Source organism: Cellulomonas endophytica (assembly GCF_004123805.1).
Classification (GTDB): domain Bacteria; phylum Actinomycetota; class Actinomycetes; order Actinomycetales; family Cellulomonadaceae; genus Cellulomonas; species Cellulomonas endophytica.
On record NZ_RWJX01000048.1, the window covers coordinates 1 to 25,452 of the forward strand.

Consider the following 25,452-nt stretch of genomic DNA (forward strand, 5'->3'; position numbering starts at 1 on the left):
GCCCCGTCCCGGCCCGCCCGTCGGCCCCGCCCGGCGCGACGGCGGCGCACGTGGTGCTCGGTGGCGCGCCGCCGCGGGACCTCGCCCCCGGCACCGGTGCGGCCGGTGGCGGGCGCCCCTCCCGCCGGCGCCGCCGCGTGCTGCTCGCCGCCGCCGCCGTGCTGCTCGTCGCGCTCGTCGCGTGGCCCGTGGGCCTCGTCGTCTGGGCCAACGGCAAGGTCCAGCACGTCACGGCCCTCTCGGGGGCCGCCGGCACGCCCGGGACCACCTACCTCCTGGCCGGGTCGGACTCCCGCGCCGAGGGCGGCCCGCAGGACGGCACGGAGGGCGCCCGCACGGACACCATCCTGCTGCTCCACGTGCCGGAGAGCGGGCCCACCGCCCTCGTCTCGCTCCCCCGCGACACCTACGTCGACGTCCCGGGCTCGGGCCCCGCCAAGCTCAACGCCGCCTACGCGTGGGGCGGGGCGCCCCTGCTCGTGCGGACGGTCGAGGGGCTCACCGGCCTGACCGTGGACCACTACGTCGAGATCGGCATGGCCGGCGTCGAGGGCGTCGTGGACGCCGTCGGCGGCGTGCAGCTGTGCTACGACGCCGACGTCGACGACCCGCAGTCCGAGATGCGCTGGACGGCCGGCTGCCACGACGTGGGCGGCCGCGACGCGCTCGCCTTCGCCCGCATGCGCAAGGCGGACCCGCTGGGGGACGTCGGGCGGGCGCTGCGGCAGCGGCAGCTCGTGCAGGCCGTCGTCGCCCGCGTCGACCCGCGGTCGCTGCTCCTGCACCCCGGGCGGCAGGTGGACCTCGTCAGCGCGGGGACGGCCGCCCTCACCGTCGACGAGGGCGCCGACGTGGTGGACCTCGCCCGGCTCGCGCTGGCCTTCCGCGCCGCCACCGGCCCCGCGGGGATCACGGGCGCCCCGCCGATCGCGGACCTCGACTACCGCCCCGGCGACCTCGGCTCCACCGTCCTGCTCGACCCGGTGGCCGCCCCGCAGTTCTTCGCCGACATCCGCGACGGGTCCCTGCCCGCCGGCGAGGTCAACGGCGCGCCGTCGTCCTGAGGCGCTCGCCCTTCGCGTCCGCCTGGGCGCGCAGGTCGTCCTGGAAGGCGGCCATCGCGGCCGTGAGCCGGCGCGCCTCGTCGTCGGTCCCCGCGGCGAGGATCCGCACGGCGAGCAGCCCGGCGTTCCGCGCCCCGCCCACGGACACCGTGGCGACGGGCACGCCGGCCGGCATCTGGACGATCGACAGCAGCGAGTCCAGCCCGTCGAGGTGCTTCAGCGGGACGGGCACGCCCACGACGGGCAGCGTCGTCACGGCCGCGAGCATCCCCGGCAGGTGGGCGGCGCCGCCCGCACCCGCGATGATCACCGCCAGCCCGCGGCCGGCCGCCTCGCGGCCGTAGGCCACCATCTTGTCCGGCTGCCGGTGGGCGGAGACGACGTCGACCTCGTGGGCCACGCCGAACGCGGCGAGGGCGGCCGCGGCCGCCTCCATCGTCGGCCAGTCGGAGTCCGACCCCATGACGAGGCCCACGCGGGGCGTGCCCGCCGGACCCAGGAGTGCGCTCATGCCGTCCTCCGTCCCGCGGCGCCCGCCGGCCCCGCCCCGTCCTGCGCCCCGTCCTGCGACCCGTCCTGGATGCCGCCCTGCGTGCGGTCCGGCGACGAGGGCCGCCCCTCGGCCGCCTCGCCGCGCAGCAGCGCCGCCGCCGCGACGGCCCGCCGCCGCACGTCGGCGAGGTCGTCCCCCACCACCGTCACGTGGCCGAGCTTGCGCCCCGGCCGGACCGCCTTGCCGTAGAGGTGCACCTTGACCCCCGCGTCGGAGGCGACGGCCGGCAGCGCGGCCGTCGGGTCGGGCAGACGGCTGCCGAGGACGTTCGCCATCACGGTCCACGGGGCCCGGGCCGCCGTGCCACCCAGCGGCAGGTCCAGCACGGCGCGCAGGTGCTGCTCGAACTGGCTCGTCACGGCGCCGTCGATGGTCCAGTGGCCCGAGTTGTGCGGCCGCATCGCGAGCTCGTTGACGAGCACGGCGGGTGGGGCGCCGTCCGGCCCCGCCACCTCGAAGAGCTCGACGGCGAGGACACCGGTGACGCCGAGCCCCTCCGCCACGGCGATGGCCACCCGCTCGGCCTCCTCGCGCGTGGCCGGGTGCAGGTCCGGCGCCGGCGCCACGACCTCCGAGCAGACGCCGTCGACCTGGACGGACTCCACGACGGGCCACAGCCGCACCTCGCCGGACGGCCGCCGCGCGACGAGCACCGCGAGCTCCCGGGTGAACGGGACGCGCTCCTCGACGAGGAGCCCCGGCCCGGACCCGTCGGCCGCCGCGGCGAGCCAGTCCGCCACCTCGTCGGCGGAGCGGACCACCCGCACGCCCTTGCCGTCGTACCCGCCGCGCACGGTCTTCACCACCGCCGTGCCGTCCCCGGCGGCGAGGAAGGCCTCGAGCGAGGCGGCGTCGGTGACGGGGGCCCAGCGCGGGCAGGGCAGGCCCAGCGCGGTCAGCCGCCGGCGCATGACGGCCTTGTCCTGCGCGTGCACCAGGGCGTCGGCGCCCGGGTGGACGCGCACGCCCTCGTCGGCCAGCGCCCGCAGCAGGTCGCCGTCCACGTGCTCGTGCTCGAAGGTCAGGGCGTCCGCCCCGGCGACGAGCGCCCGCACGGCGTCCGCGTCGCGGGCGGCCCCGACCGGGGCGTCGACGACCACCTGGGCCGCGCTCGAGCGCGGCTCCTCGACGAGCACCCGCAGGTGCAGCCCGAGGGCGGTGGCCGCGGGGGCCATCATGCGCGCCAGCTGGCCGCCACCGACGACCGCGACCAGGGGCGGGAGGCTCTCCGTCACGGGGCCGGAGCCTACCGGCGGCCGCCCGGCCCCCGGCCCGCCGTCCGGGACGACGGGCCGGGGCACGGGAGCCGGCACCGGGACGGCGTCCGGGACCCGAGACCCGGGACCCGGTCGGAGTGTCAGCGCGACGTCAGGGGACGTCGGCCTGGACGAGGAGCCCGTCCCCGGAGGCCTGCAGCATGCCGCCGGCGGCGGGGACGAAGGCGCTCTGGCCCTTCGTCAGCTCGACGGACGCGCCGTGCGCGTCGGTGACGAGCACCTCACCCTCGAGGCAGAGCACGACGCGCGGGCCGCGGCCGGGGACCCGGACCACGCCCTCGTCGGTGAGCTGGGTGACGGACAGCTCGAAGTCGTCGACGGGCGCGTAGAAGATGCGCGTCGAGGTGAACACGCGCTCGGGCGCGATGCGGATGGGCGGGGCCGCGACGCAGTCCACCGTGCGCAGGAGCTCGTCGACGTCGATGTGCTTGTGCGTCAGGCCGGCGCGCAGCACGTTGTCGGAGTTCGCCATGATCTCGACGCCCAGGCCGCCGAGGTAGGCGTGGACGCAGCCGGCGGGCACGAACAGCGCCTCGCCCGGCTCGAGCGTCACGGGGTTGAGCAGCACGGAGGTCACCGCACCCGGGTCCCCGGGGTAGGCGGCGGCCAGCCGCATGACGGTCCGGTCCGTGCGGGGCGAGGGCGAGCCGGCGGCGAGGCGGCGGCTGCACGCCTCCGCGAACTTCTCCACGTCCGCCTCGCCGGGGCGCGTCGCGGGGTCGAGCAGCCACTCGAACGCGGTGCGGACGCCCCGGGGCGTCGGGTCCGTCGTGAGGATGCGGTGCAGGTCGGCCGCGAGCGGGACGTGCAGGTCCGCGACGAGCTCCGCGACGCGGCGGGGCGCGCGGAAGCCGACCATCGCCTCGAACCGGGTGAGGGCGAAGACGAGCTCCGGCTTGTGGTTCGTGTCGCGGTAGCAGCGGTGCGGGGCGTCGCGCGGGACGCCGGCGGCCTCCTCGGCGTCCCAGCCGGCGTGCGCCTGCTCGACGGAGGGGTGCACCTGCAGCGACAGCGGGGAGTCGGCCGCGATGAGCTTGAGGAGGTAGGGCAGCCGGGCCCCGAAGCGCTGGACGACGTCGTCGCCGAGCATGGCGTGGGGGTCGTCGGCCAGGAGCTCCGTGAGCGGGACCGCGTCCGCTCCGGCGCGCGTCACGACCGTCGAGGGGGCGGACGGGTGCGCGCCGAACCACGCCTCGGCCACGGGGCGGCCGTCGGGCGGGGTCCCGAGGACCTCGGGGATCGCCGTGGCGGATCCCCAGTCGTAGTGCTGCGTCGCCGGGGTGAGTCGGAACACTGGCGGCCCTCCATGCGGTCGTGGGTCGGTCGGTGCGTCGCGACGGTGCGGCCACCCCAGTGTCCCCGACGGCGCGCGCCGATGGGGTGCCGGGGCCGCCCGGATCGTCCGTTCGGGGGTGAATCTGGTCACCCCGGAGGGTGAGCACGGGCGCGGAGCCCGGGCCCGACCGCGGCCCGGCCCGCCCGAGGACGGGCCGCGGCGGCCCTCAGCCCCGGGGCCCCCACGGCGACACGGCGGCCCCGCGCGGCAGCACGACGTCGGGGCGCATGGCCGCCGGCACGCCCGAGAGGAAGAGCGCGAAGACCGCCGGCCGCCGCTGGGCGAGCTCGAGGCGGCCCCCGTCGGCCGCGGCCAGGTCGCGCGCCAGCGCGAGGCCCAGACCGGTGCTCTGCGCCGAGCTCGACCCGCGCTCGAAGATCCGCCCGACGAGCTCGTCGGGGACCCCCGGCCCCTCGTCGGCGACCTCGACGACCACCGTGCGCGCCTGCCCCGTGCGGGTCCGCACCGTCGTGGTGCCCCCGCCGTGGTGGAGGGAGTTCTCGATGAGCGTGGCCAGGACCTGCGCCAGCCCGCCCGGCGTGGCCAGGACCTGCAGCGTCGGGTCGACCGCGATCCGCAGGGTGCGCCCCGCCGCGGCGAAGGGCGGGCCCCACTCCTCCTCCTGCTGGTGCACCACGTCGACGAGCCGGACGGCCTCCGTCGTGCCGCCCTGCGCCCGCCGCGAGCGCGTGAGGAGGTCGTCGACGACCCCGACGAGGCGTTCCACCTGCTCGAGGCTGATCCGGGCCTCCTCGCGGACGTCCGGGTCGGAGCTCGCGTGCTGGATCTCCTCCAGCCGCATGGACAGGGCGGTCAGCGGGGTCCGCAGCTGGTGGGAGGCGTCGGAGGCGAACTGGCGCTCCGCCGCCAGCCGGCCCGCCATGCGGTCGGCGCTGCGGGCGAGCTCCGCGGCGACGAGGTCGATCTCCTCCACGCCGGACGGCTGGAGGCTGGGCCGCACCTGCCCCGACCCGAGCTGCTCCGCCGACGCGGCCAGGTAGACCAACGGCGCCGCGAGCCGGTTGGCCTGCCAGATGGCCATGGCGATGCCGGCCGCGAAGGCGACGACGGCCGCCACGACGACGAGCGCGATGACCCGCGCGCTCTCGAAGAACAGCTGCCACCAGGAGACGGTGAGCGTCACGACGGCGCCCTCGTCGCTGGCGACGGACACGGACTCCGTCCGGTCGGAGGGCGCCGGGCCGGCGGTGAAGGTCTCGCCCTCCTCCGTCACCACGGTGACCTGCGCGTCGAGGCCGCCCTGGGTGTAGGGCTCCATCATCCGGTCGGTGAGGTCGATGCCCTGCTCGAGCCGGAAGTCCACGGAGCGCGCCAGGGCGTCGGCGCGCGACTCCACGCCCTGCAGCAGCACGTTCTCGCGCACGAGCTGGGCGCCCAGGAACGCCAGGGGGAAGCCGAGGAGCACCACGGCCACCGTGACGGCGGCGATGGTGGCCTGCAGCACGCGACGCCGCACGCCGCCCCTCCCCTCGTCCCGGTCGCCCCTCGGAGCCCCCGCGGGGGCCGGCCGGGGTCAGACCCGGACGGGTCCCGTCTCGAAGCGGAAGCCCATGCCGCGCACGGTGGAGATGTAGCGGGGGGCGTTGGCGTCGTCGCCGAGCTTGCGGCGCAGCCACGACACGTGCATGTCCAGCGTCTTCGTCGAGCTCACGGGCTCGGTGCCCCAGACCTCGCGCATGAGCACCTCGCGCCCGACGACCGTGCCGGCCGCCCCGACGAGGGTGCGCAGGAGGTCGAACTCCTTGGCGGTGAGGTGCAGCTCGCGCTCGCCCTGGAAGGCGCGGTGCGCGGCGACGTCCACGCGCACGTTCTGCGCGTGCAGCTCGTCCTCGTCGCCCGGCTCACCCACGGAGCGGCGCAGCAGCGCCCGGACGCGGGCGAGGAGCTCGGCGAGCCGGAAGGGCTTCGTCACGTAGTCGTCCGCGCCGGCGTCGAGCCCGACGACGAGGTCGACCTCGTCCGCGCGGGCCGTGAGCACGAGGACGGGGGTCGTCAGGCCCTGCGCGCGGATGGCGCGCGCCACGTCGAGGCCGTCCATGTCGGGCAGACCGAGGTCGAGCACCACGAGGTCGGCGGTCGCCGCGGCGGCGATGGCGCCCTCCCCCGTGCCCTGGACCTGCACGTCGTAGCCCTCGCGGCCGAACGCCCGGGCGAGGGGCTCCGCGATGGCGGGGTCGTCCTCGGCGAGCAGCACCTGGGTCATGGCGGTCATGCTAGGACATGGCAGGGCCCTGTCCAGAGGGTGAGGTTCCCCCGTCGTGGTTCGCGGTCGGGTCACAGGCGGGGCAGACCCAGGCAAAGGCCCCGGACCGCCGGCCCCCGCTCCCGTCCCGGCGCCGCGGGGTCCCCCCTCGGGCCCGACCGGGGACGGACGGCGGCGCCCCCGCGGTCCGACCCCGGGCCGACGCCACCGGCGGTGCGGCGTGCCTACGCTCTCGGCATGGGTCCCTGGGAGCGGTGGCAGGCGCGCGTGACGCAGCACCGCTTCCGCATCGACGCGCTCCTCGCCGCCTTCGTGGCCCTCGTCGCCCTCGTCGTCACGGGCCAGCCCTACGGGGCGCCGGCGTGGCTCGCGTCGCTCGGCGGCGCCGCCGTCGTCGCGCCGCTGGCCTGGCGGCGCACCCGTCCCGTCGCGTCCGCGGCCACGGTCTACGTCGTCGGGCTCCTGCACGTGCTGGCCGGCGCGCCGCTCGTGCTGCCCGCCGACCTCGCGGTCCTCGTCGCCCTCTACTCCGTCACGGTGTACGGCCCCCGCTGGGCCCACCGCACCGCGATGGCCGGCGCGGCGGCGGGGTCCGTGGTCCTGGGCGTCGCCGTCGCGGGCTTCGGGGACGTGCCGACCGCCGTCGTCGTCGCGGTCTTCGCGCTCACCTGCGCGGCCGCGACGTGGGCCTTCGGCCTCCTGCGCCGGGCCCGCGCGGACACGATGGCGGCCCTCGTCGACCGCGCCCGCCGCCTCGAGGTGGAGCGCGACCAGCAGGGCCGGCTCGCGGCGGCGGCGGAGCGCGCGCGGATCGCCCGGGAGATGCACGACATCGTCGCCCACTCCCTCACCGTCATCATCGCCCAGGCCGACGGCGGGCGGTACGCGGCCGCCGCCGACCCCGACGTGGCCGCCCGCACCCTCGGGACCGTCGCCGAGACGGGGCGGGCGGCGCTGGCCGACATGCGCCGGCTGCTCGGCGTGCTGCGCACGGAGGAGGCCGAGCCCGGGGCGGGCGCCACCGGCGTGCCCGGCGCGGTGGCGAGTGTTCCGGGCGGGGCCGGCGGGGCCGGCGGGACCGGCGGGGCCGCGTCGCCGACGGCGGGGGCGACGACCGCCGCCCCGACCGCCCCCCTGCCGTCCACCGACGACCTCGAGGAGCTCGTCGCGCGGGTGCGGGCCGGCGGGCTGCGCGTCTCCCTCGCCCGGGTCGGCACCCCGCGGACCCTGCCGCCGGGCGCCGGGCTGACGGTGTACCGGATCGCCCAGGAGGCGCTGACGAACGTGCTCAAGCACGCCGGGCCGGACCCCCACGTCGCCGTCCAGCTCCAGTGGCGGGCGGACGGGGTCCTCCTCGAGGTGGTCGACGACGGCCGGGGCGCCGCCGCCGACCCCGCCCCCGTGCCCTCCGCACCCTCCGGCGGCACCGGGCCCGGGGCGACGGTCCCCCCGGCGCCGCCCGCCCCCGGGCCCGGGGAGTCCGCCCCCGACGCCGACGCCGAGCTCCCCGACGTCGCCGCGCCGCTCCTGGCCGCGGCGGACGGGCTCGGCCTGGGCCTGCGCGGGATGCGCGAGCGGGCGGCGCTCTTCGGCGGCACCGTCAGCGCCGGCCCGCGGCGGGGCGGCGGCTTCCGCGTCGTCGCGCACCTGCCCACGCCCCCCGTCCGCGCCGCGGGGGTCGCCCCCCGGCAGCCGGGGACGGTGCCGGAGGAGCGGGCCCCCGGCCGTGCCAGGCTGGGCGCGTGACGCTCCTCCCCACCGGCCCGGACGCGCCCGGTCCCCTCACCCCCGTGCGGGTCGCGCTCGTCGACGACCAGCAGCTCGTCCGCGCCGGCTTCCGCATGGTCATCGACTCCCAGCCCGACCTCACCGTCGTCCTCGAGGCCGGCGACGGGCGCGAGGCCGTCCGCCTCCTCAGCCCCGCCTCGCCCGCGGCGCAGCCCGTGGACGTGGTCCTCATGGACGTGCGGATGCCGCAGCTCGACGGCATCTCCGCCACCGCGGAGGTCGTCGCGGCGGGCACGCCCGAGCACCCGGCGCCGCGCGTCGTCGTGCTGACGACCTTCGACCTCGACGAGTACGTGCTCGCCGCCATCCGCGCCGGCGCCAGCGGCTTCCTCCTCAAGGACGCCCCGCCGGAGGACATGCTGGCGGCGATCCGCACGGTGCACCACGGCGACGCCGTCATCGCCCCCTCGAGCACCCGCCGCCTGCTGGAGCACCTCGTCGAGGTCCTCCCCGAGGACGCCCCCGAGGCGGGCCCGGCCCACGCCGCCGTCGCGACGCTCACGGACCGCGAGCGCGAGGTGCTCGTCCTCATGGCGCGCGGCCGGTCGAACACGGAGATCGGCGCCGACCTCTTCGTCGCGGAGGCGACGGTGAAGACCCACGTGGGCCGCGTGCTGGCCAAGCTGGGCGCCCGTGACCGCGTGCAGGCCGTCGTCACCGCCTACGAGACGGGCCTCGTCCGCCCCGGCGGCTGACCCCGCCGGTCCCGGTCCCGCCCGTCCTCCTCCGCCCCGCCGGCCCCGTCCGCCCGCCGACCGGGCGGGCCGGTCGCGCACCCGGGGGCCGGACGTCCGCCCGGGGTCGACCCGCCCGCCGCCCGGGGTCCCCCCGGGGGACGACCCGGGGCCCGCACGGTGGGCACCGGGGGCCGACGCGGCGGCCGGGGGCCGCTCCGTAGCGTCGTCACCAGAGCCCGGGAGGTCCCGGGACGACGACGACCGAGGAGAACGACCGTGCCCGCTGCCACCCCCGCCCCCCGGCCCGCCGCCACGGCCCCGGCCTCGAGCGCCCGGGGCCTGACGAAGGTCTACGGCTCCGGGCCCGCGGCCGTCCGCGCCCTCGACGGCGTCGACGTCGACTTCGCCGCCGGCCGCTTCACCGCGATCATGGGCCCGTCGGGCTCTGGCAAGTCCACCCTCATGCACCTGCTGGCGGGCCTCGACGGCGCCACCTCCGGCACCGTGCTGCTGGGCGGCACCGACCTCACGCAGCTCGGCGACGACGCCCTCACGACCCTGCGCCGCGACCGCGTCGGCTTCGTCTTCCAGGGCTTCAACCTGCTGCCCATGTTCACGGCGGAGCAGAACATCCGGCTCCCCCTCGGGCTGGCCGGCGCCCGCGCCGACGAGGAGTGGTTCTCCACCCTCGTGCGCACCCTGGGGATCGGCGAGCGGCTCTCGCACCGCCCGAGCGAGATGTCCGGCGGCCAGCAGCAGCGCGTCGCGATCGCCCGGGCCCTCGTCGCCCGGCCGGAGGTCGTCTTCGCCGACGAGCCGACGGGCAACCTCGACTCGCGCTCGGGCGCCCAGGTCCTCAGCTTCCTGCGCCGCTCCGTCCGCGAGCTGGGCAGCACCGTCATCATGGTCACGCACGACCCCACGGCCGCCGCCTACGCCGACCGCGTGGTGCTCCTGGCCGACGGCCGCATCGCGGGCGGCATCGACGACCCGACGCCCGACGCGGTCCTGGCGGCGCTCGACGCGCTGCGGCAGATCGGCACGGAGGACGCCCTGGCGCAGGCGGGGGTGCGCTGATGCTGCGCCTGACCCTGGCCCAGATGCGCCGCAGCCTCGGCCGGCTCACGTCGGCCGGCATCGCCATCGCCATCGGCACCGCCTTCCTCGCCGCGACGCTCCTGGCCGGGGACGTCCTGCAGCGGACGGCCCGCGACGCCCTCACGGCCCAGCTGGGCAGCGCCGACCTCGTGGTGGGCGACACCTTCTCCTCCCTCGGCGCGGAGCAGGTCGCCGCGGTGGAGGCCGTCCCGGGCGTGGACGCCGTCGCGCCGCTGGCGCTCACGTCCGTGGAGCTCGCGCACGCCGGGACGCGCACCTACCAGCTCGTCCTGGCGGCCCCGGGCGACGAGCGCCTGCAGTCCGTGGACGCCGTGCGCGGCGTCCTGCCGCAGGGCCCGGGCCAGCTCGCGCTGCCCACCGGGACCGCCGACCGCCTCGGCGTGTCCGTCGGCGACCGGGTCACGACGACCTGGACCGCCTTCGTCCCGGCGGAGGACCCCGCCGCGGCGGCCGCGGACCCCACGACGACCACCGACGCGGACGGCACGCCCGGCACCTGGGAGCCGTCCACCGCCGAGGTCACGGTCGTCGGCGTCGTCGACGCGCGCGCCGGGGCCTGGAGCGGGCAGGGCGGGGTCGCCCTGGCCGACCCGGCCGACGTCGTCACGTGGGGCGGCACCGGCGAGCTCGTCGCCGGCCAGCTCCTCGTCGCCACGACGGCGCAGGACCCGGCCACGGCGGCGGACGTCACCGCTGCGCTGGCCGCGGCCGCGGGCCCCGACGGCACCGCGGAGGTGCTCACCCGGACGGAGGCGGCCGACCGCACCGTCGCCGAGGTGACCGGCGAGGCCGGCGTCCTCGTGCTCGTCGTGCTCGGCTTCGCCGCCGTCGCGCTCCTCGTCGCGGCGCTCGTGATCGCCAACACGTTCCAGGTCCTCGTCGCGCAGCGCACCCGCACCCTCGCGCTGCTGCGGTGCGTCGGCGCCCGGCGCGGGCAGCTCGCGCGGTCCGTCCTGACGGAGGCGGGGCTCCTCGGGCTCGCGGCCTCCCTCGTCGGCACCCTGGCGGGCACCGCGCTCGTCGTGCTCGTGCTCGTCGTCCTCGCCCGCACCGCCCCCGACGTGCCGCTGCCCGACGGCGTCACGCCGACCCCTCTGTCCGTCCTCGTCCCGCTCCTCGTCGGCACCCTCGTCACCGTCCTCGCCTCCCTCGTGCCGGCGCGCGAGGCCACCCGGGTGGCACCCGTGGCGGCGCTGCGCCCCGTCGACCCGCCCCTGCTCGGCGCCCGTGCCGGCCGCGTGCGCGCCGTGCTCACCGGCACCGTCACCGCCCTCGGCCTGGCAGCCCTCGTGGGCGGCGCGGCCCTGGGCCTGGCCGGCGGGGACATGGCCCTCGCGCTCGGCCTCGGCGTCCTCGGCGGGGCGGTGTCCTTCGTCGGGATCCTCCTCGGCGCCGTGCTGTGGGTGCCGCGCGTGGTGTCGGGCGCCGGCCGCCTGCTCGCCGGCACGGGTCCCGCGGCCCGTCTCGCCGCCGCGAACACGCTGCGCAACCCGCGCCGCACCACCGCCACGTCGACGGCCCTGCTCATCGGGGTGACCCTCGTCGCGATGATGAGCACGGGGGCCGCGACGGCCCGCACCTCGCTCGGCGCGGAGCTCGACAGCCGCTTCCCCGTCGACCTCGAGGTGGGCACCGCCGAGGCCGGCGTCCCGTCGACCGCGGAGCTGACGCCGGACGCCGTCGAGGCGGTGGCGGCGGTGGACGGGGTCGCGGGCACGGGGACGCTGCGCAGCGCGCCGGTCGCGACCGCCGCGGGCGAGCCCGCGTCCTGGCTGCGGCTCCTGGCCCCGGGCGACGGGCCCGCCGGGCTCCTGCGCGACCCCGCGCTGCTCGACGGGCTCGACGACGGCACCGTCGTGGTCCCGGCGGCGACGGCCGAGTCCCTGGCCGTCACCGACGGCGACGGCCTGGTCGTGCGGGCCGGGACCTGGGTCGACGGCGCGGGCGAGCCCGAGCCGGCCGCCGGCGGCGAGGAGAGGACCCTGCGCGTGCTCGTCCGTCCCACGGCGCCCGCCGACCTGCTGGTCACGCCGGCGACGCTGGCGACGCTGGCCCCCGCGGCACCGACCACCACCCTGTGGGTCGGCTTCGACCCGGGGGTGGAGCAGGGGGTCGTCGCCGGCGACGTCGCGGCGGCGCTGCCCGCCGACACGGCGCTGGCCGTGCGGTCCGGCGCGGCGGCGCGCTCGAGCTACGAGCAGGTCATCGACACGATGCTGGCGGTGGTCGTCGGGCTGCTGGGCGTCGCGGTGGTCATCGCGCTCGTGGGCGTGGCGAACACCCTGTCCCTGTCCGTCCTCGAGCGGCGCCGCGAGTCCGCGACCCTGCGGGCGCTCGGCCTCACGCGCCGCCAGCTGCGCGCGACGCTCGCCCTGGAGGGCGTGCTCATCGCCGGGGTCGGGGCCGTGGTCGGCAGCGTGCTCGGCCTCGTGTACGGCTGGGCGGGGGCCGCCACCGTGCTCGGGCAGGTGGGGCCCCTCACCCTCGGGTGGCCGGTCCGCGAGCTCGCGCTGCTCCTCGTCGTCGCGGTCGTCGCGGCCCTGGGCGCCTCCGTCCTGCCGGCCCGCTCCGCCGTGCGCACGCCGCCCGTCGCCGCGCTCGCGGTCGACTGACGTCACCCGCCGCCCGTCGCCCCCGCCCCCCACGGGCGGGGCGGCGGACGGCCACCGTCCACCGCCGCCGGGCGGGCCGCAGGGGGGCCCGCCCGGCGGCGGTCCCTGTCCGGGGAGGCGTCGGGCCGCGGCGGCGCGGGCCCGCACGCGTCCTCGGCGCCGCCCCTCAGTCCGCCGGGCCGGACCGGTCGACGGTCGCCGCGGTCACGGGGCGGGAGACGAGCGCGGCCGCGACGAGGACCGCGAGGACCGGCAGGGCGACGACCCAGCCCGGCGCGGCACGGGACGTGACCCAGCCCAGGCCCACGACGACGAGCAGCACCTGGAAGGTCATCACGGGGGCGCGGCCCCAGCGCAGCCCGCGCCACAGCCCGCGGGCCGCCGCGGCGAGCAGCAGGCCGACGCCGAGGCCGAACACGGCGAGGAACAGCGCCATGCCGGCGGTCCGGGCGCCGTCGCCGCGCAGCAGCGCCCCGACCGCGTCGACGAGGTACACCGCCCCCAGGCCCGCGACGACCAGCGCCTCCACCAGCACGGCGACGCACAGCGCCGCCAGCACGGGGGGCCGCGGGGGCGGCGCCCCGGGGCGTGCCGGGGGCTGCGGGGCGTCTCGTCGGGCCACGGCCCCGAGGCTAGCCGGGGCCGGCGGGAGGGGCGCCGCCCCCGGCGCGCGGACCTGCGGAGGGGCTCCTCGACCTGCGCCCGGGGCCCGTCCGTGCCACCGTGGAACACTGCGGCACCACCGCGCGTTCTGTGTGACGAAATCCTCAACGTCACCGCACCGAAACCCGCCCGTAACCCTTGTGGCGACGACGGTCTGGTGTGAGGCTAGAGCCAGCAAGTCATCCCACCCCCTGTTCCGCAGTGCATCGCGCGTGTCCCCCGCACGCCCCGCTGCGGCATGCCCGAAGGAGGCAACATGGACTGGCGCCACCGTGCAGCCTGTCTCGACGAGGACCCCGAGCTCTTCTTCCCCATCGGGAACACGGGGCCGGCCCTCTCGCAGATCGAGGAGGCCAAGGCGGTCTGCCGTCGTTGCGACGTCGTCGACACGTGCCTCAAGTGGGCCCTGGAGACCGGGCAGGACGCCGGCGTCTGGGGCGGCCTGTCCGAGGACGAGCGCCGCGCGCTCAAGCGCCGGACGGCGCGCCAGCGTCGCGCGAGCTGATCGCGACCTGACGCAGGGCAGGGCCCGCGCGACGTGGGCGGACGGGGCTGGACCCCGACACGCAGGAGGGCCGGTGCCGAGCGGGCACCGGCCCTCCTGCGTGTCGGCGGCCGCCCCGTCGTACGGCGGGGTCCGCCGTCAGCCGACGATCGAGCCGGGGTCCGCGCCCTGGCGCAGCACGCAGTCCATCGCGACGAGCGTGCCGCCGTCGGGCCGCGGCTGCCAGGAGATGCTCCCGCGCAGCTCGTTGACGACGAGGGTCGACACGATCTGCGTCCCCAGGCCCGAGCCCGCGCCGCCCTCGGGCAGCCCGGCGCCGTCGTCGGCGACCTCGACGTGCAGCCGGTCGTCCTCCCGCTCCGCCGTGATCGTCACGGCGCCCAGCGCCCGCCCCTCGAACCCGTGCTCCACGGCGTTCGTCACGAGCTCGGTCAGCACGAGCGCCAGCGCGGTCGCGTCCGCGGCGGGCACGGAGCCGAAGGTGCCCTTGACCAGGGTGCGCACCTGCGCGCCCCGGCTGGCGACGTCGGCCGCCAGGCGCAGGCTGCGCCCGACGAGGTCGTCGAACGGGACCGCCTCGTCGATGGTCTGCGAGAGCGTCTCGTGCACGAGCGCGATGGTGGCGACGCGCCGCGTGGCCTCGCCCAGCGCCTCCCGTGCCTCCGGCGAGGCGACGCGACGGGCCTGCAGCCGCAGCAGCGCCGCCACGGTCTGCAGGTTGTTCTTCACGCGGTGGTGGATCTCGCGGATCGTGGCGTCCTTCGTGATGAGCTCGCGCTCCCGCCGCCGCAGCTCCGTCACGTCGCGGCAGAGCAGCACCGCGCCCAGGCGCTCGCCGGCCTCGAGCAGCGGGACGGAGCGCACGGACAGCGCCACACCGTGCGCCTCCACGTCGATGCGCCACGGCGCGCGCCCCATGAGCACGAGCGGGAGGGCCTCGTCGATCCCGTCCTTCTCCGCGAGGAGCTCCGTCACGGTCTCGACGAGGGAGCGCCCGACGAGGTCGCCCAGCGCCCCCAGCCGGTGGAAGCAGGACAGGGCGTTCGGGCTCGCGTAGAGCACGTCGCCCTCGGAGTTCAGGCGCAGCAGCCCGTCGCCGACGCGGGGCGCGCCCCGGCGCTGGCCCTTGGAGCCGTCCGTCGAGGGGAACTCCCCGCGGCTGACCATCCCGACGAGGTCGTCGGCGGCCTCCACGTAGTTGAGCTCGAGGCGGCTGGGGGTGCGCGCGCCGCCGAGGTTCGTCTGGCGGGCCAGCACCGCGATCGGCCGGCCGTGCCGGACCACGGGCACGGCCTCCTCGCGCACGGCGTAGGGCCCGTACCAGCGGGGCTCGCGCGAGCGCAGCGGGCGCAGCTCGTCGAGGCAGCGCTGGAGCTGGGCGCGCTGCCCCTCCGCGGGGTAGGTGCCCACGACGTCGTCGTAGTGGACGGTCGCGCCCGTCGAGGGCCGGCAGTGCGCGATGGCGACGAAGTTCTGGTCCGGCGTCGGCAGCCACAGCACGAGGTCGGCGAACGCGAGGTCGGAGACGAGCTGCCAGTCGCCGACGAGCAGGTGCAGCCACTCGAGGTCGGCGGGGTCGACCTCCGCGTGGCGGGCCGCGATCGTGCTCAGCGTGGACACCGGTCCAGCCTAGGGCGTGCGGGTGCGGCGTCCCCGTCGCGCTAGATTCGTCCCGACGCCCCAGACCGCCGGCGCCCCGTGCGCCGAGGAGGACCACCATGCACCTCGAGGTCACCCTGGACCTGCCGACCGGCGCCGCCGACGCCGCCCGCATGCTCGCCGACCCCGGCTACGTCGCCGCGAAGGTCGCCGCGTCCGGGGCCACGGAGCAGCACGTCGACATCACCGGCGGCCCCGCCGGCGCCTTCACCGTCACCACCCGGCGGCTCCTGCCGACCGACGGCATCCCGCCGCAGGTGCGCGGCTTCGTCGGGGGCGCGCTCGACGTCCGCCAGGTGGAGGCGTGGGAGCCCGCCCGGGCCGACGGCGCCCGCACGGGGACGGTGGCGCTGGAGATCGCCGGCGCGCCCGTTCGGCTCACCGGCGAGGTGCACCTGGAGCCCGCCGGGACCGGCCGCAGCCGGGTGCGCTACGCCGGGGAGCTCAAGGCCTCCGTGCCGCTCTTCGCCGCGGCGGTCGAGGGGGCCGCGGCCGGTGCCGTGCGGTCCGCCCTGGCGACGGAGGAGGCGGTCGCCGCCCGCTGGCTGGCCGAGCACCCGGCCCCGGGCACCGCCACCCCCGCCTGACCGCGACGGGACGCGAGGCGGTCGCCCCCGGCCGCCGTCAGTCCCGTCCGCCCCCGACCCGGACCGGGTCGCCGGTCACGTCGGGGTCTGCGACCCCGGACGGGACGGCGGCGGGTGCCGCGGCGGGCGCGACGGCCCGGGCCGCGGCGCGCTCGCGACGCGACCGGTAGGGCCGCTCGCCGAAGAGCGCCCAGCTCAGCCAGCCGACCCGGCCGACGGTCACCCGCAGGAGGATGGGGAAGACGATCCCCGCCAGGAGCGAGAGGGCGAAGACCAGCGGGATCGCCTCGCCGAACCCGAGGCGGCCGAGGACGATCCGGGTGCCGGCGGTGGCGAAGGAGTGGAAGAGGTAGATCCCGAACACGAAGGGGCCGACCCATACGAGCAGGCGCGACCGCCCGAGGACGGGCCGGACGGCCACCAGGGTCACGACGGCCAGGACGCCGACGACGACCCCGAGCGCGTCGAGCCCGAGGCCCTCCGCCTCCGGGTCGGGCAGGCGGAGCCAGGTCTGGACGCCGAGGAGCGCGGCCGTCGCCACCGCGGCGGCGGCCAGGGGGCCGCGCCGGGTCATCGGCCCGCTGCCGTGCCGGCACAGCAGGACGCCGAGCAGGAAGAACGGCAGCAGGTTCAGGGCGCCGTCGAGGCTGAGGAGGTTCCACCAGCCGTGCGCGCTCGTCACCACGGCCAGGACGGCGGCCACGGCCACGGCGACCCCCAGGGCGCGGGTCGTCCGCAGCAGCCCGGCGGCGTCGAGGACGCCGACGGCCAGGAAGATGACGAAGAGCGACAGCAGGAACCAGAAGTGCTCGTAGGGGAAGAGGTACACGCGCCACAGGGGCGTCGACCCGCCGCTGTTCGTCCCGGGCACGAGCGTCTGCGTCAGCCAGAACAGCGTCCCGACCACGACGAGCGGGACCAGGAGCCGCCGGGCCTTGCCCCGGACGAGCCCGGGCAGCCCGGACGCGGGCACCGGCGGGCGCATCGCGTAGACGAACCCGGACAGCGCCGCGAACAGCGGCATGCGGACGGACTCGAGCCACATGTTCGCCACCCGCCAGCCCGAGCCCTCGGGCAGGCGGAGCCCGGTGTCGGGGGCGCCGATGATGTGGCCGGAGACCATGAGGACGATGGCGACCGCCCGCAGGCCCTGGATGCCCAGGTCGGAACGGCGCGCGGGGACCACTGCGGGGACGTCGGGCATGCGTCCAGTCTGGCGGCGCCCCGCCGGGCGCACAGGCGCCGGACGTGTTGTCCGCATCACTCCGGACGGCGCCCGGACCTGCAGGATCCCCCGTCCGGGGGACGCCGCCGCCCGGACGGGTGGCGGGTGGGCGCGGGACGGTGGGCGGAGGGTGTCGCGCACGCGGTCCCCGCCCCCCGGTGGCAGGGTGGGGCGGGCCGGCGACGAGGCCGGCGACCGACGGCAGAAGGGCACGGGCGATGGCAGGCGCCACCGGCACGACGGGCACCGGCACGACGGCCACGGACGGGGGCACCCGCACCCCGCCGGTGCCGCTCACCGCTCCCCCGCCGCAGGCCGGTCCTCTGGAGACCGCCCGGGCGCAGCTGGCCTCCGCGGTCGGGATCCTCGGGCTCGACGCGGGCACCGCCGAGATGCTCGGCACGTCGCGCCGCGAGATCAACGTGTCCGTCCCGCTGCGGCGCGACGACGGGACGGTCGAGCTGCTGCGGGGCTACCGCGTCCAGCACAACATCTCCCGCGGCCCGGGCAAGGGCGGCCTGCGGTACGCGGCCTCCGTCGACCTCGACGAGGTCCGCGCCCTCGCGATGTGGATGACGTGGAAGTGCGCCCTCGTCCAGCTGCCGTACGGCGGCGCGAAGGGCGGCGTGACCATCGACCCGCGGGCGCACTCCGCCGCGGAGCTCGAGCGCGTGACCCGCCGCTACACGAGCGAGCTCATGGCGGTCATCGGGCCGGAGAAGGACATCATGGCGCCCGACGTCGGCACCGACGAGCGCACCATGGCCTGGATCATGGACACCTACTCGGTGAACATGGGCTTCACCATCCCGGCCGTGGTGACGGGCAAGCCCGTCGACATCGGCGGCTCCCTGGGACGGGCCACGGCCACCTCCCGGGGCGTGGTGCACGCCGCCCGGGCGGCGCTGGCCGAGGAGGGCGTCGACCTGCGCGAGGTCAGCGCGGTCGTGCAGGGCTTCGGCAAGGTCGGCTCCCACGCGACGCGCTTCCTCGCCGAGGCCGGCACCCGGGTGGTCGCCGTGAGCGACCAGTTCGGGGCGGTGCACGCCGCCGACGGCCTCGACGTCGGCGCCCTGGCCCGGCACGTCGCGCGCGAGGGCACGGTCGTCGGCTTCGACGGCGGCGACCCCGTCGACCGTGACACGGTGCTCGCCCTCGACGCGGACCTGCTCGTCCCCGCGGCCGTGGAGGGCGTGCTCGACGAGAGCGCCGCGCGCACGGTGAAGGCCCGCTGGGTCGTCGAGGGCGCCAACGGCCCCACGACCGCGGGCGGCGACCGCGTCCTGGCCGAGCGCGGCGTCACCGTCGTGCCCGACATCCTCGCGAACGCCGGGGGCGTCGTCGTCTCGTACTTCGAGTGGGTGCAGGCGAACCAGGCGTACTGGTGGACGGAGGAGGAGATCGAGCAGCGGCTGGAGCGCCGCATGCTCGAGGCGTACGCGGACGTGGCGCGCACCGCGCGGGCCGAGGGGCTCACGCTGCGCGACGCCGCCCTCACCATCGGCGTGCGCCGGGTCGCCGACGCGCACCACATCCGCGGCCTCTACCCCTGACGGCCCACCCGGCGTGCGCACCGCCGCGCCCGGGGGCGCCGGGCGCCGGGCGCCGTCAGACGAGCGCGGTGGCGACGTCGGCCGGGGCGGTCCGCACGAGGTCGACCTCCCCGGCGGGGCCGGCGAGCCGGACGGCGTCGGGCCCCCCGCGCAGCGTCATCCGCAGCGTCCCGACGAGAGCGGCCAGGAGCGCCGTCTCCCGCCCGGTGGCCTCGGGGGTGCCCGCGCGGCGCGTCGCCACGAGGGGCCCGAGCGTGAGCCCGTCCCCGTCGAGGTGCCAGGTGCCGCGGAAGCGGTTGACCCCCGCGTCGCCGTACACCTGACCGTCCCCGTCGAAGGTCACGACGAGGTGCGCGCCCGCCGGCACCTCCGCGTCGCCGACCCGCTCCACCCGCCACGTCCCCGCCAGACCGCTCACCCGCCGATCGTGGCACGGCCGCGACGCGGCGGCGCGGCCCGACGGCGCTCGACCGGGGGTCCGGAGGCCGACCGCGCAGCTCAGGCGCGGGGGCGGGCGTCCACCCAGGCCGCCAGGTCCACGCGCGGCCCCGTGAAGAAGGGGACCTCCTCGCGCACGTGCAGCCGCGCGCGGGTGTTCCGCAGCTCGCGCATGAGGTCGACGATCCGGTGCAGCTCGGGCGCCTCGAAGGCGAGCACGAACTCGTAGTCGGACAGCGCGAACGTGGCGACGGTGTTGGCGCGCACGTCCTTGTAGTCCTTCGCCGCGTGCCCGTGCTCGCGGAGCATCTCGCGGCGCTCCTCCTCGGGCAGCACGTACCAGTCGTAGGAGCGCACGAAGGGGTAGACGCACACGTACGCCCCCGGCGCCTCCCCCGCGAGGAAGGCCGGCACGTGGCTGCGGTTGAACTCGGCCGGCCGGTGCAGCGCCACGGTCGACCACACGGGCTCCAGGCCGCGCCCGAGCGCGCTCGCCCGCAGCCGCGCGTACGCCGACTGCACCCTCTCGACCGTCTCGGCGTGCCACCACACCATGAGGTCGGCGTCCGCCCGCAGGCCCGTGACGTCGTACCAGCCCCGCACCTCCAGGCCGTCCCGCTCGACGTCCCCGAGCGCCTCCGCCGCGAGGCGGGCGCGGGCCGCGTCGTCGGCCGGCACCGTGCCCGTGTGCCGGAAGACCGACCACATCGTGTAGGCGATCCGGGCGTTGATGTGCTCGGCGTCGGGCGCGGTGCCGTCGGCGACGGGCGTGGGCGTGCTCACGGGGAGGACCTCCGGTGGTGCGGGGACGGGCGCGGGGGACGGCGTCAGGACAGCGGGTCGACGGAGCAGGCGGCGGGCCTCCCGCTCGGCTGCCCGTCGCGCATGAGGCAGCAGCCCGGAGCGCACACCTCGCGGAACGGGGGCAGGTCCCCGACCGTGACGCCCGGCCCGGGCTCGCGGCCCGCGTCGCGCTCGCGGGCGTGCTCGGCCCGCTCGACGACGAGGTCCACCAGGCCCTGCACGAACGGCTCGCGCGTCCCGACGGTGCCGGCGCGCACGGCCGTCATCCCGAGCCGCTCCGCCGTCTCGAGCGCCTCCGTGTCGAGGTCGTAGACGACCTCCATGTGGTCGGAGACGAACCCGATGGGGGCGATCACGACGTTCGTCGTCCCCGCCGCGTGCAGGCTCTCCAGGTGGTCGTTCACGTCGGGCTCGAGCCACGGCTGGCTCGGCGGGCCGGAGCGCGAGCAGTACGCCAGGTCCCACCCGGGGACGGCACCGGTGCGCTCGCCGACGGCCGCCGCGACGAGGCGCGCGACCTCGAGGTGCTGCGCGGAGTAGGTCGCCTGCGCCACCACGGACGCGGCCTCCATCGTCGTCGGGATGGAGTGCGTCACGAACACGACGCGGTAGGGCGCCCCGCCCGTGCGCGCGTCGAGGTCGGCGACGGCCTCGGCCACCGCGTCGACGTTGCCCTGCACGAAGCCCGGGCTGTTGAAGTAGGAGCGCACCTTGTCGACCACGAGCGGGTGCTCGGCCGTGCCGACCGTCGCCGCGACCGCGTCGAGGGAGGCCCACAGGTCCTCGCGGTACTGCCGGCAGCCGGAGTAGGAGGAGTACGCGCTGGTCACGACGGCGACCATGCGCCGCACCCCGCGCTCGTAGGCCTCGGCGAGGGCGTCGCGGGTGTACGGCGACCAGTTGCGGTTGCCCCACAGCACCGGCACGTCCAGGCCCCGGGCTCCCAGCTCCTCCTGCAGCGCGGCCTGGAGCGCACGGTTCTGCCCGTTGATGGGGCTGGCGCCGCCGAAGTGCATGTAGTGCTCCCCGACCTCGGCGAGCCGCTCGTCGGGGATGTTCTTCCCGGCGGTGACGTTGCGCAGGAACGGGAGCACGTCCTCGGGGCCGTCGGGCCCGCCGAAGGAGTAGAGCATCACGGCGTCGTACGGGGCCAGCCCGCCGGGCCGGGGCGCGGACGAGCGGTGGGGGTCGAGCACGGTGGACATGGCCCCCATCGTCCCACCCCCCGCCTGAGGCGCCTCACAGCGGGCGGCCGGCACCGGCGTGACGTCGATCCGGACCGGGTCGTCAGATCCGGCCGGGGCGGCCGAGGGCGAGGAGCGCGCGCCCGTCCGCGCGCGTGCCCGTGCCGCCGTCGGCCGGCCGGTGCACCGCCTCGTCGGCCAGCGTGGCCGCGATGCCGCGTGCCCACTCGGCGACCGCGGCGAGGTCCCGGTGGTCGCCCTCTCGGGCGCGGCCCCCGGCGATGACCGCGCGCTCCGCGAAGGTGAGGACGCGGCGGTCCAGGCGGCCCCGGAAGCTGCGGTGGCCGCGCGCGCCGAGCCGCTCGCGCAGGGCGGCCAGCTCGTGCGGGGAGTTCGCCGCGGCGGCCGGCTGGGTCGCCAGCCCCGACGAGAGGAGCCACACCGGCCGCTCGCGGAGCGCGTCCGCGTGCCGCTCGGCCAGGTCGCGCGCGGCGGGCAGCCAGTGCGCGAGGTAGACGGCGGAGCCGAGCACGACCGCCCCGTACGGCCCCACGTCCGCGACGTCCTCGGGGGCGAGGAGGTCCACCCCGTGCCCGGCCTCCGCGAGCGTCGCGGACACGACCTCGCCGATCCCCCACGTCCCGCCGTGGCGCGACGCCACCGCGACCAGCACCTGTGCCCTCACGGTCGTCCCCCTCCGGCCCGCGGGCCGGAGGGCCCGCCCTCCGGCACCCTGCCGGCACCACCCAGTCCAGCAGGGGCGGGTCGGCGCGGCGTGGGTCGGAGGTCCCCCGGGGGACGGGCTGCGCCGGCCCGGGCAGGGGCAGGGCAGGCCGGAGGGGTCAGGACGGGTCCGCGACGGGGCGCCCGCCCCCGCCGGCCGGCAGCCCGGGCTGCGCCGCACGCAGCTTCTCCGTCAGCCGCCGCAGGTCCTCCAGCTCGTCGCGGTCGAGGGCGCCGCCGACGAGCCGGTGGATGGAGCGCACGTGCCGCCGGCCCACCTCGCGCTGGAGCTCGGCGCCGGTGTCGGTGAGCGTGACGGCGGTGCCGCGCGCATCGCCCGGCACGGGGCCGCGCCGCACCCAGCCGCGGCGCTCCAGCCGGTCCACCAGGCGCGAGACCGACGGCTGCGTGAGCAGCCCGTCCTCGTGCAGCGCGCGCATCCGCAGGGTCCGTCCGGGCGCGCGGGCCAGGGAGAACAGCACGTCGTACTCCCCCACGGACAGCGGCCCCCACACGTCCTCGCGCGTGAAGCGCCGCATGAGTGCGACCTGCGCGCGGAACAGGGACTCCCACGCCTCCGCCGCCTGCTGCGGCGTCGGCGCCGCCGGGGTCAGGGCCGACGACGACGTCGTCCCGGCCGGCGGCGTGGGCGGGGGGTCCTCGTCCAGGTCCACGCCCTCACTGTGCCACCGGCCGGCCGCGGGCGCCGGGCCGTCCGCTCTCGGGGGCGGGCCGTCCGCCCTCGGGGGGCGGGCGGCGTGCTCGACGGCGACCGGCGCGGCCCCGCACTACGCTCGCCGCATGAGTGCCCAGGGCGACGGCCGGCTCACCTACGTCCTCGTCGACGGGGAGAACATCGACGCGACGCTCGGCAGCCAGATCCTCAACGGGCGTCCGGCCCCCGACCAGCGGCCGCGCTGGGAGCGGGTCCTGCAGTTCGCGCAGACGCGGTGGGACGCACCCGTGCGGGGGCTGTTCTTCCTGAACGCCTCGAGCGGGTCGCTGCCGATGCCGTTCGTGCAGGCGCTCATGGCGATCGGCTTCCGCCCCATCCCGCTGTCGGGGCTGCCGCACGAGAAGGTCGTCGACATCGGCATCAAGCGGACGCTGGCGGCGCTGGCCGAGCGTCCGGGGGACGTGCTCCTCGCGAGCCACGACGGGGACTTCTTCCCCGAGATGGAGCGGCTGGTCGACGACGCGGACCGACGGGTGGGCCTGCTGGCCTTCCGCGAGTTCACGTCCAGCACGCTCGCCGGCCTCGTGCCGCGCGGCCTGCAGACGTTCGACCTCGAGCACGACGTCGCGGCGTTCAACGTGGTGCTGCCGCGCATCCGGATCATCCCCGTCGAGGAGTTCGACCCGCTGTCCTACCTCTGAGCGGCCCCGGCGCCGGGCCCTCGGGCCGGCGCCGGCCCCCGGCGGACGCGTCGGTCGACGCGGCCGCCGGGGCGCGTCGCCTCAGACAGGGCCGCCCCGGCGCCCGAGCCCCGGGAGCGTGGGGCCCCACAGGCGCGGGTCGCGCGCGACCGCCGTGCGCGCGACCCCGGCCGGCACGGCGCCCGCGGGCGTCATGTTCGGCAGCATGAACAGCACGAGGGCGAGGATCGGCGCGCTGAGCAGGGCCTCAGACGGGATGAGCCAGACGCCGGCGAGCGCGACCGCCAGGCCGGTGTACCCCCGGCCGCCGCCGAGGGCCTTGGCCAGCACGACGCCCACGACGAGCACGGCGAACGGGATGCCGTACTCCACCGCGGCCTTCATGACCGTCGGCTGCTGCAGCCCGCTGATCTGGAAGGTCCGGGCGATGGCGTCGGAGGTCCCGGCGCCGAACCCGTCGAACGGCTCGGCCGTGGCGTACGGCGTGAGGAGCTCGTACGGCACCACCAGGCGCAGCGCGGTGCTCGTCTGGCCCGTGAAGCCCTCGCCCAGCTTGTCGAGCACCGGGCCGAAGAAGCCCGTGAGGTAGACGGCGAGCAGCAGCAGGGCCGCCGTCCCGACGATCTCGAGGCGGTCGCGGTAGCGCCACAGGAGGGGCAGGGCCGCGATGCCGAGCACGACGAAGCCCGAGGCGCTGATGGACAGCGCCACCGCGACGACGAGCACGGCCATCCACGCGACGCCGCGCACGGCCGCGGGACCGGTCGGGCGCGCGTCGTGCAGGCGGTACGCCTCCAGCACGAGGGCGATCGCGCAGTAGAGCGAGACGAACGACGGCTCGAGGAAGATGACGCCGTTGGGCTTGATGGCCAGGCCGAAGCTCGCGTCGACGTAGCGCAGGTCGTACGCGGTGTTGAAGCCCGACGTCTGGATCGAGGCCGGCAGCAGCGTGACCGGGTCCCAGAACCCCAGGCCGGCCCACTGGAGGACGGCCTGCACGAGGACGAGCACGGCCGCCAGGCGCGCCGCCCAGACCACGCCGCGGGCGAACGCCCAGCCCGCGCGCTCCGCCCCGGCCGGACGGCTCGCGAGCACGAGCGGCACGTAGGCGAGGACGAGCAGGACCAGGCTCGGCAGCGAGGGCGAGAACCAGCTCGGCGCGTTGCCGTTGGCGAGCGTGGCGGCCGTCGCGACCGCCAGCAGCCCGAGGTAGCCGACCGTCCCGGCCCGGCTCAGCGGCCAGCGGTGCACGACGACGAGCGCGACCCACGTGAGGACGAGCACGACCGCCGGGAGCGAGAGCTGCCCGCCCGCCAGGTACAGGGAGAACCGCTGGAGCGCCAGGCTGAGGAACCCCGCGAGCGCCAGGAGGGGCAGCGCGCCGGACACCCCGGTCCGGGCCGCGGGGCCGCCGGTGCCCGGGGGGGCCGCGGGCGGCGCCGGCAGGACGGCGGAGGCCATCAGCGGACGGCCGCGGCCCGCCGCGCGGGAGCCCGGACGGACATCGCCACGACGACGAGGAGCCCGAGGACGAGGCCGACGAGCACGCCGAGCAGCACGTTGAGGCTCATGCTGGGGCTGACGGGCGCCGAGGGCACCTGCGCCGGCTGGATGACCGTGAGCTCGACGCCGGGGGCCGTGGGGCCGCCGCCGACGACCTGCTGCACGGCGGTCACGAGGGCGTCGACCGTGGACTCCGTGACGAGCGCGGCCTCCTCGCCGGAGCCGGCGCGGGCCTGGATCTCGATGATCGGGCCCGCCTCGACGGCGGCGGCGGAGACCCGCGGGCGCAGGCCGCCCGGCGTGGTGCCGTCGCCGACGGCGGCCGCGACGTCCTCGAGGACCACGTCCGACAGCACGAGCTGCGCGAAGACGGGCGCCTGCTGGGTGGCGTAGGTCGAGCTGTCCGTGAGGCTGCGCACGTCGGTGGCGCCCGGGACGGAGACGAACACGCGGGACGTCGACTGGTAGACCTCGGGGGTCAGGGCGGCGAGCGCGCCACCGACCACCGCACCGGTCAGGACGAAGGCCACCAGGACCTTCCACCCGCGCCGCACGGCCTCGAGAAACTCCGCAAGCTCCAC

The 25,452-nt window shown here is 77.5% G+C and carries 24 protein-coding genes; 9 read left to right on the plus strand and 15 right to left on the minus strand.

Annotation, left to right across the window (positions count from 1 at the left end; all coding sequences use genetic code 11):
* A partial coding sequence (locus EJA20_RS13045) for an LCP family protein (protein WP_240675479.1) occupies window positions 1-1,064 on the plus strand: 1,064 nt, incomplete at its 5' end.
* On the opposite strand, the gene purE is transcribed toward EJA20_RS13045, so the two are convergent.
* The 5 genes from purE to EJA20_RS13070 all read right to left on the minus strand — a co-directional run bounded on the left by purE (window position 1,042) and on the right by EJA20_RS13070 (window position 6,454).
* Window positions 1,042-1,575 (minus strand): 5-(carboxyamino)imidazole ribonucleotide mutase, encoded by a 534-nt coding sequence (gene purE / locus EJA20_RS13050; protein WP_129338683.1) that lies wholly within the window; start codon window positions 1,573-1,575, stop codon window positions 1,042-1,044. The two genes, EJA20_RS13045 and purE, sit on opposite strands and share 23 nt — an antisense overlap.
* A complete protein-coding gene (locus EJA20_RS13055; RefSeq protein ID WP_240675480.1) occupies window positions 1,572-2,795 on the minus strand; it encodes a 5-(carboxyamino)imidazole ribonucleotide synthase in 1,224 nt (407 codons plus the stop codon). The genes purE and EJA20_RS13055 overlap by 4 nt, the downstream gene beginning before the upstream one ends.
* 190 nt (window positions 2,796-2,985) lie before the next feature.
* Window positions 2,986-4,188, minus strand: coding sequence for a mannose-6-phosphate isomerase, class I (gene manA, locus EJA20_RS13060; protein ID WP_129338685.1), 1,203 nt, complete (start codon window positions 4,186-4,188; stop codon window positions 2,986-2,988).
* 208 nt (window positions 4,189-4,396) lie between these two features.
* On the minus strand, window positions 4,397-5,707 hold the full coding sequence (locus tag EJA20_RS13065) for an ATP-binding protein (RefSeq protein WP_129338687.1): 1,311 nt from the start codon (window positions 5,705-5,707) through the stop codon (window positions 4,397-4,399).
* A gap of 57 nt (window positions 5,708-5,764) precedes the next feature.
* The gene (locus tag EJA20_RS13070; RefSeq protein WP_129338690.1) at window positions 5,765-6,454 is read right to left on the minus strand and encodes a response regulator transcription factor; all 690 of its coding nucleotides are present in this window, start codon (window positions 6,452-6,454) and stop codon (window positions 5,765-5,767) included.
* A gap of 237 nt (window positions 6,455-6,691) precedes the next feature.
* Here EJA20_RS13070 and EJA20_RS13075 point away from each other — a divergent pair, with 237 nt between their 5' ends.
* From EJA20_RS13075 to EJA20_RS13090, 4 genes are all read left to right on the plus strand, one after another.
* Entirely contained in the window at window positions 6,692-8,200 is a 1,509-nt protein-coding gene (locus EJA20_RS13075; protein WP_129338692.1) for a sensor histidine kinase, read from the plus strand.
* A complete protein-coding gene (locus EJA20_RS13080; RefSeq protein ID WP_129338695.1) occupies window positions 8,197-8,937 on the plus strand; it encodes a response regulator in 741 nt (246 codons plus the stop codon). Before EJA20_RS13075 ends, EJA20_RS13080 begins: the two co-directional genes overlap by 4 nt.
* Window positions 8,938-9,195: 258 nt before the next feature.
* On the plus strand, window positions 9,196-9,996 hold the full coding sequence (locus EJA20_RS13085; RefSeq protein WP_129338697.1) for an ABC transporter ATP-binding protein: 801 nt from the start codon (window positions 9,196-9,198) through the stop codon (window positions 9,994-9,996).
* A complete protein-coding gene (locus EJA20_RS13090; protein WP_129338699.1) occupies window positions 9,996-12,650 on the plus strand; it encodes an FtsX-like permease family protein in 2,655 nt (884 codons plus the stop codon). The genes EJA20_RS13085 and EJA20_RS13090 overlap by 1 nt, the downstream gene beginning before the upstream one ends.
* Before the next feature lie 166 nt (window positions 12,651-12,816).
* On the opposite strand, the gene EJA20_RS13095 is transcribed toward EJA20_RS13090, so the two are convergent.
* The gene (locus tag EJA20_RS13095) at window positions 12,817-13,272 is read right to left on the minus strand and encodes a hypothetical protein (protein WP_129338701.1); all 456 of its coding nucleotides are present in this window, start codon (window positions 13,270-13,272) and stop codon (window positions 12,817-12,819) included.
* A 297-nt stretch (window positions 13,273-13,569) separates the two neighbouring features.
* Here EJA20_RS13095 and EJA20_RS13100 point away from each other — a divergent pair, with 297 nt between their 5' ends.
* Window positions 13,570-13,818 (plus strand): WhiB family transcriptional regulator, encoded by a 249-nt coding sequence (locus EJA20_RS13100; RefSeq protein WP_129338703.1) that lies wholly within the window; start codon window positions 13,570-13,572, stop codon window positions 13,816-13,818.
* 138 nt (window positions 13,819-13,956) lie between these two features.
* Here the strand turns inward: EJA20_RS13100 and EJA20_RS13105 are convergent, their stop codons facing one another.
* Complete coding sequence (locus EJA20_RS13105; protein ID WP_129338705.1) at window positions 13,957-15,438, minus strand: sensor histidine kinase; 1,482 nt, start codon at window positions 15,436-15,438, stop codon at window positions 13,957-13,959.
* A 98-nt stretch (window positions 15,439-15,536) separates the two neighbouring features.
* On the opposite strand from EJA20_RS13105, the gene EJA20_RS13110 reads away from it, so the two are divergent.
* Window positions 15,537-16,064, plus strand: coding sequence for a DUF2505 domain-containing protein (locus EJA20_RS13110; RefSeq protein WP_129338708.1), 528 nt, complete (start codon window positions 15,537-15,539; stop codon window positions 16,062-16,064).
* Window positions 16,065-16,101: 37 nt separating this feature from the next.
* On the opposite strand, the gene EJA20_RS13115 is transcribed toward EJA20_RS13110, so the two are convergent.
* The gene (locus EJA20_RS13115) at window positions 16,102-17,268 is read right to left on the minus strand and encodes an acyltransferase family protein (protein WP_164983978.1); all 1,167 of its coding nucleotides are present in this window, start codon (window positions 17,266-17,268) and stop codon (window positions 16,102-16,104) included.
* Between the two features lie 239 nt (window positions 17,269-17,507).
* Between EJA20_RS13115 and EJA20_RS13120 the strand changes: the two genes are divergently transcribed.
* A complete protein-coding gene (locus EJA20_RS13120; protein ID WP_129338713.1) occupies window positions 17,508-18,842 on the plus strand; it encodes a Glu/Leu/Phe/Val family dehydrogenase in 1,335 nt (444 codons plus the stop codon).
* 55 nt (window positions 18,843-18,897) lie between these two features.
* Here the strand turns inward: EJA20_RS13120 and EJA20_RS18740 are convergent, their stop codons facing one another.
* The 5 genes from EJA20_RS18740 to EJA20_RS13145 form a co-directional block, all read right to left on the minus strand.
* Window positions 18,898-19,260, minus strand: coding sequence for an META domain-containing protein (locus EJA20_RS18740; protein WP_164983979.1), 363 nt, complete (start codon window positions 19,258-19,260; stop codon window positions 18,898-18,900).
* 80 nt (window positions 19,261-19,340) lie between these two features.
* Entirely contained in the window at window positions 19,341-20,063 is a 723-nt protein-coding gene (gene hemQ, locus EJA20_RS13130) for a hydrogen peroxide-dependent heme synthase (protein ID WP_420836433.1), read from the minus strand.
* A 44-nt stretch (window positions 20,064-20,107) separates the two neighbouring features.
* On the minus strand, window positions 20,108-21,289 hold the full coding sequence (locus EJA20_RS13135; RefSeq protein WP_205687491.1) for a ferrochelatase: 1,182 nt from the start codon (window positions 21,287-21,289) through the stop codon (window positions 20,108-20,110).
* Between the two features lie 82 nt (window positions 21,290-21,371).
* Window positions 21,372-21,953, minus strand: a complete 582-nt coding sequence (locus EJA20_RS13140; protein ID WP_129338719.1) for a flavodoxin domain-containing protein — start codon at window positions 21,951-21,953, stop codon at window positions 21,372-21,374.
* Between the two features lie 157 nt (window positions 21,954-22,110).
* Window positions 22,111-22,605, minus strand: a complete 495-nt coding sequence (locus EJA20_RS13145) for a MarR family winged helix-turn-helix transcriptional regulator (protein WP_240675481.1) — start codon at window positions 22,603-22,605, stop codon at window positions 22,111-22,113.
* A 187-nt stretch (window positions 22,606-22,792) separates the two neighbouring features.
* On the opposite strand from EJA20_RS13145, the gene EJA20_RS13150 reads away from it, so the two are divergent.
* Window positions 22,793-23,368, plus strand: a complete 576-nt coding sequence (locus EJA20_RS13150; RefSeq protein WP_129338721.1) for an NYN domain-containing protein — start codon at window positions 22,793-22,795, stop codon at window positions 23,366-23,368.
* A gap of 81 nt (window positions 23,369-23,449) precedes the next feature.
* Here the strand turns inward: EJA20_RS13150 and EJA20_RS13155 are convergent, their stop codons facing one another.
* Both EJA20_RS13155 and EJA20_RS13160 read right to left on the minus strand, forming a co-directional pair.
* Window positions 23,450-24,829, minus strand: a complete 1,380-nt coding sequence (locus EJA20_RS13155) for a hypothetical protein (RefSeq protein WP_129338723.1) — start codon at window positions 24,827-24,829, stop codon at window positions 23,450-23,452.
* Window positions 24,829-25,452, minus strand: a 624-nt coding sequence (locus tag EJA20_RS13160) for a YveK family protein (protein WP_205687492.1), incomplete at its 5' end; no start/stop codon positions are given. The genes EJA20_RS13160 and EJA20_RS13155, both read right to left, overlap by 1 nt.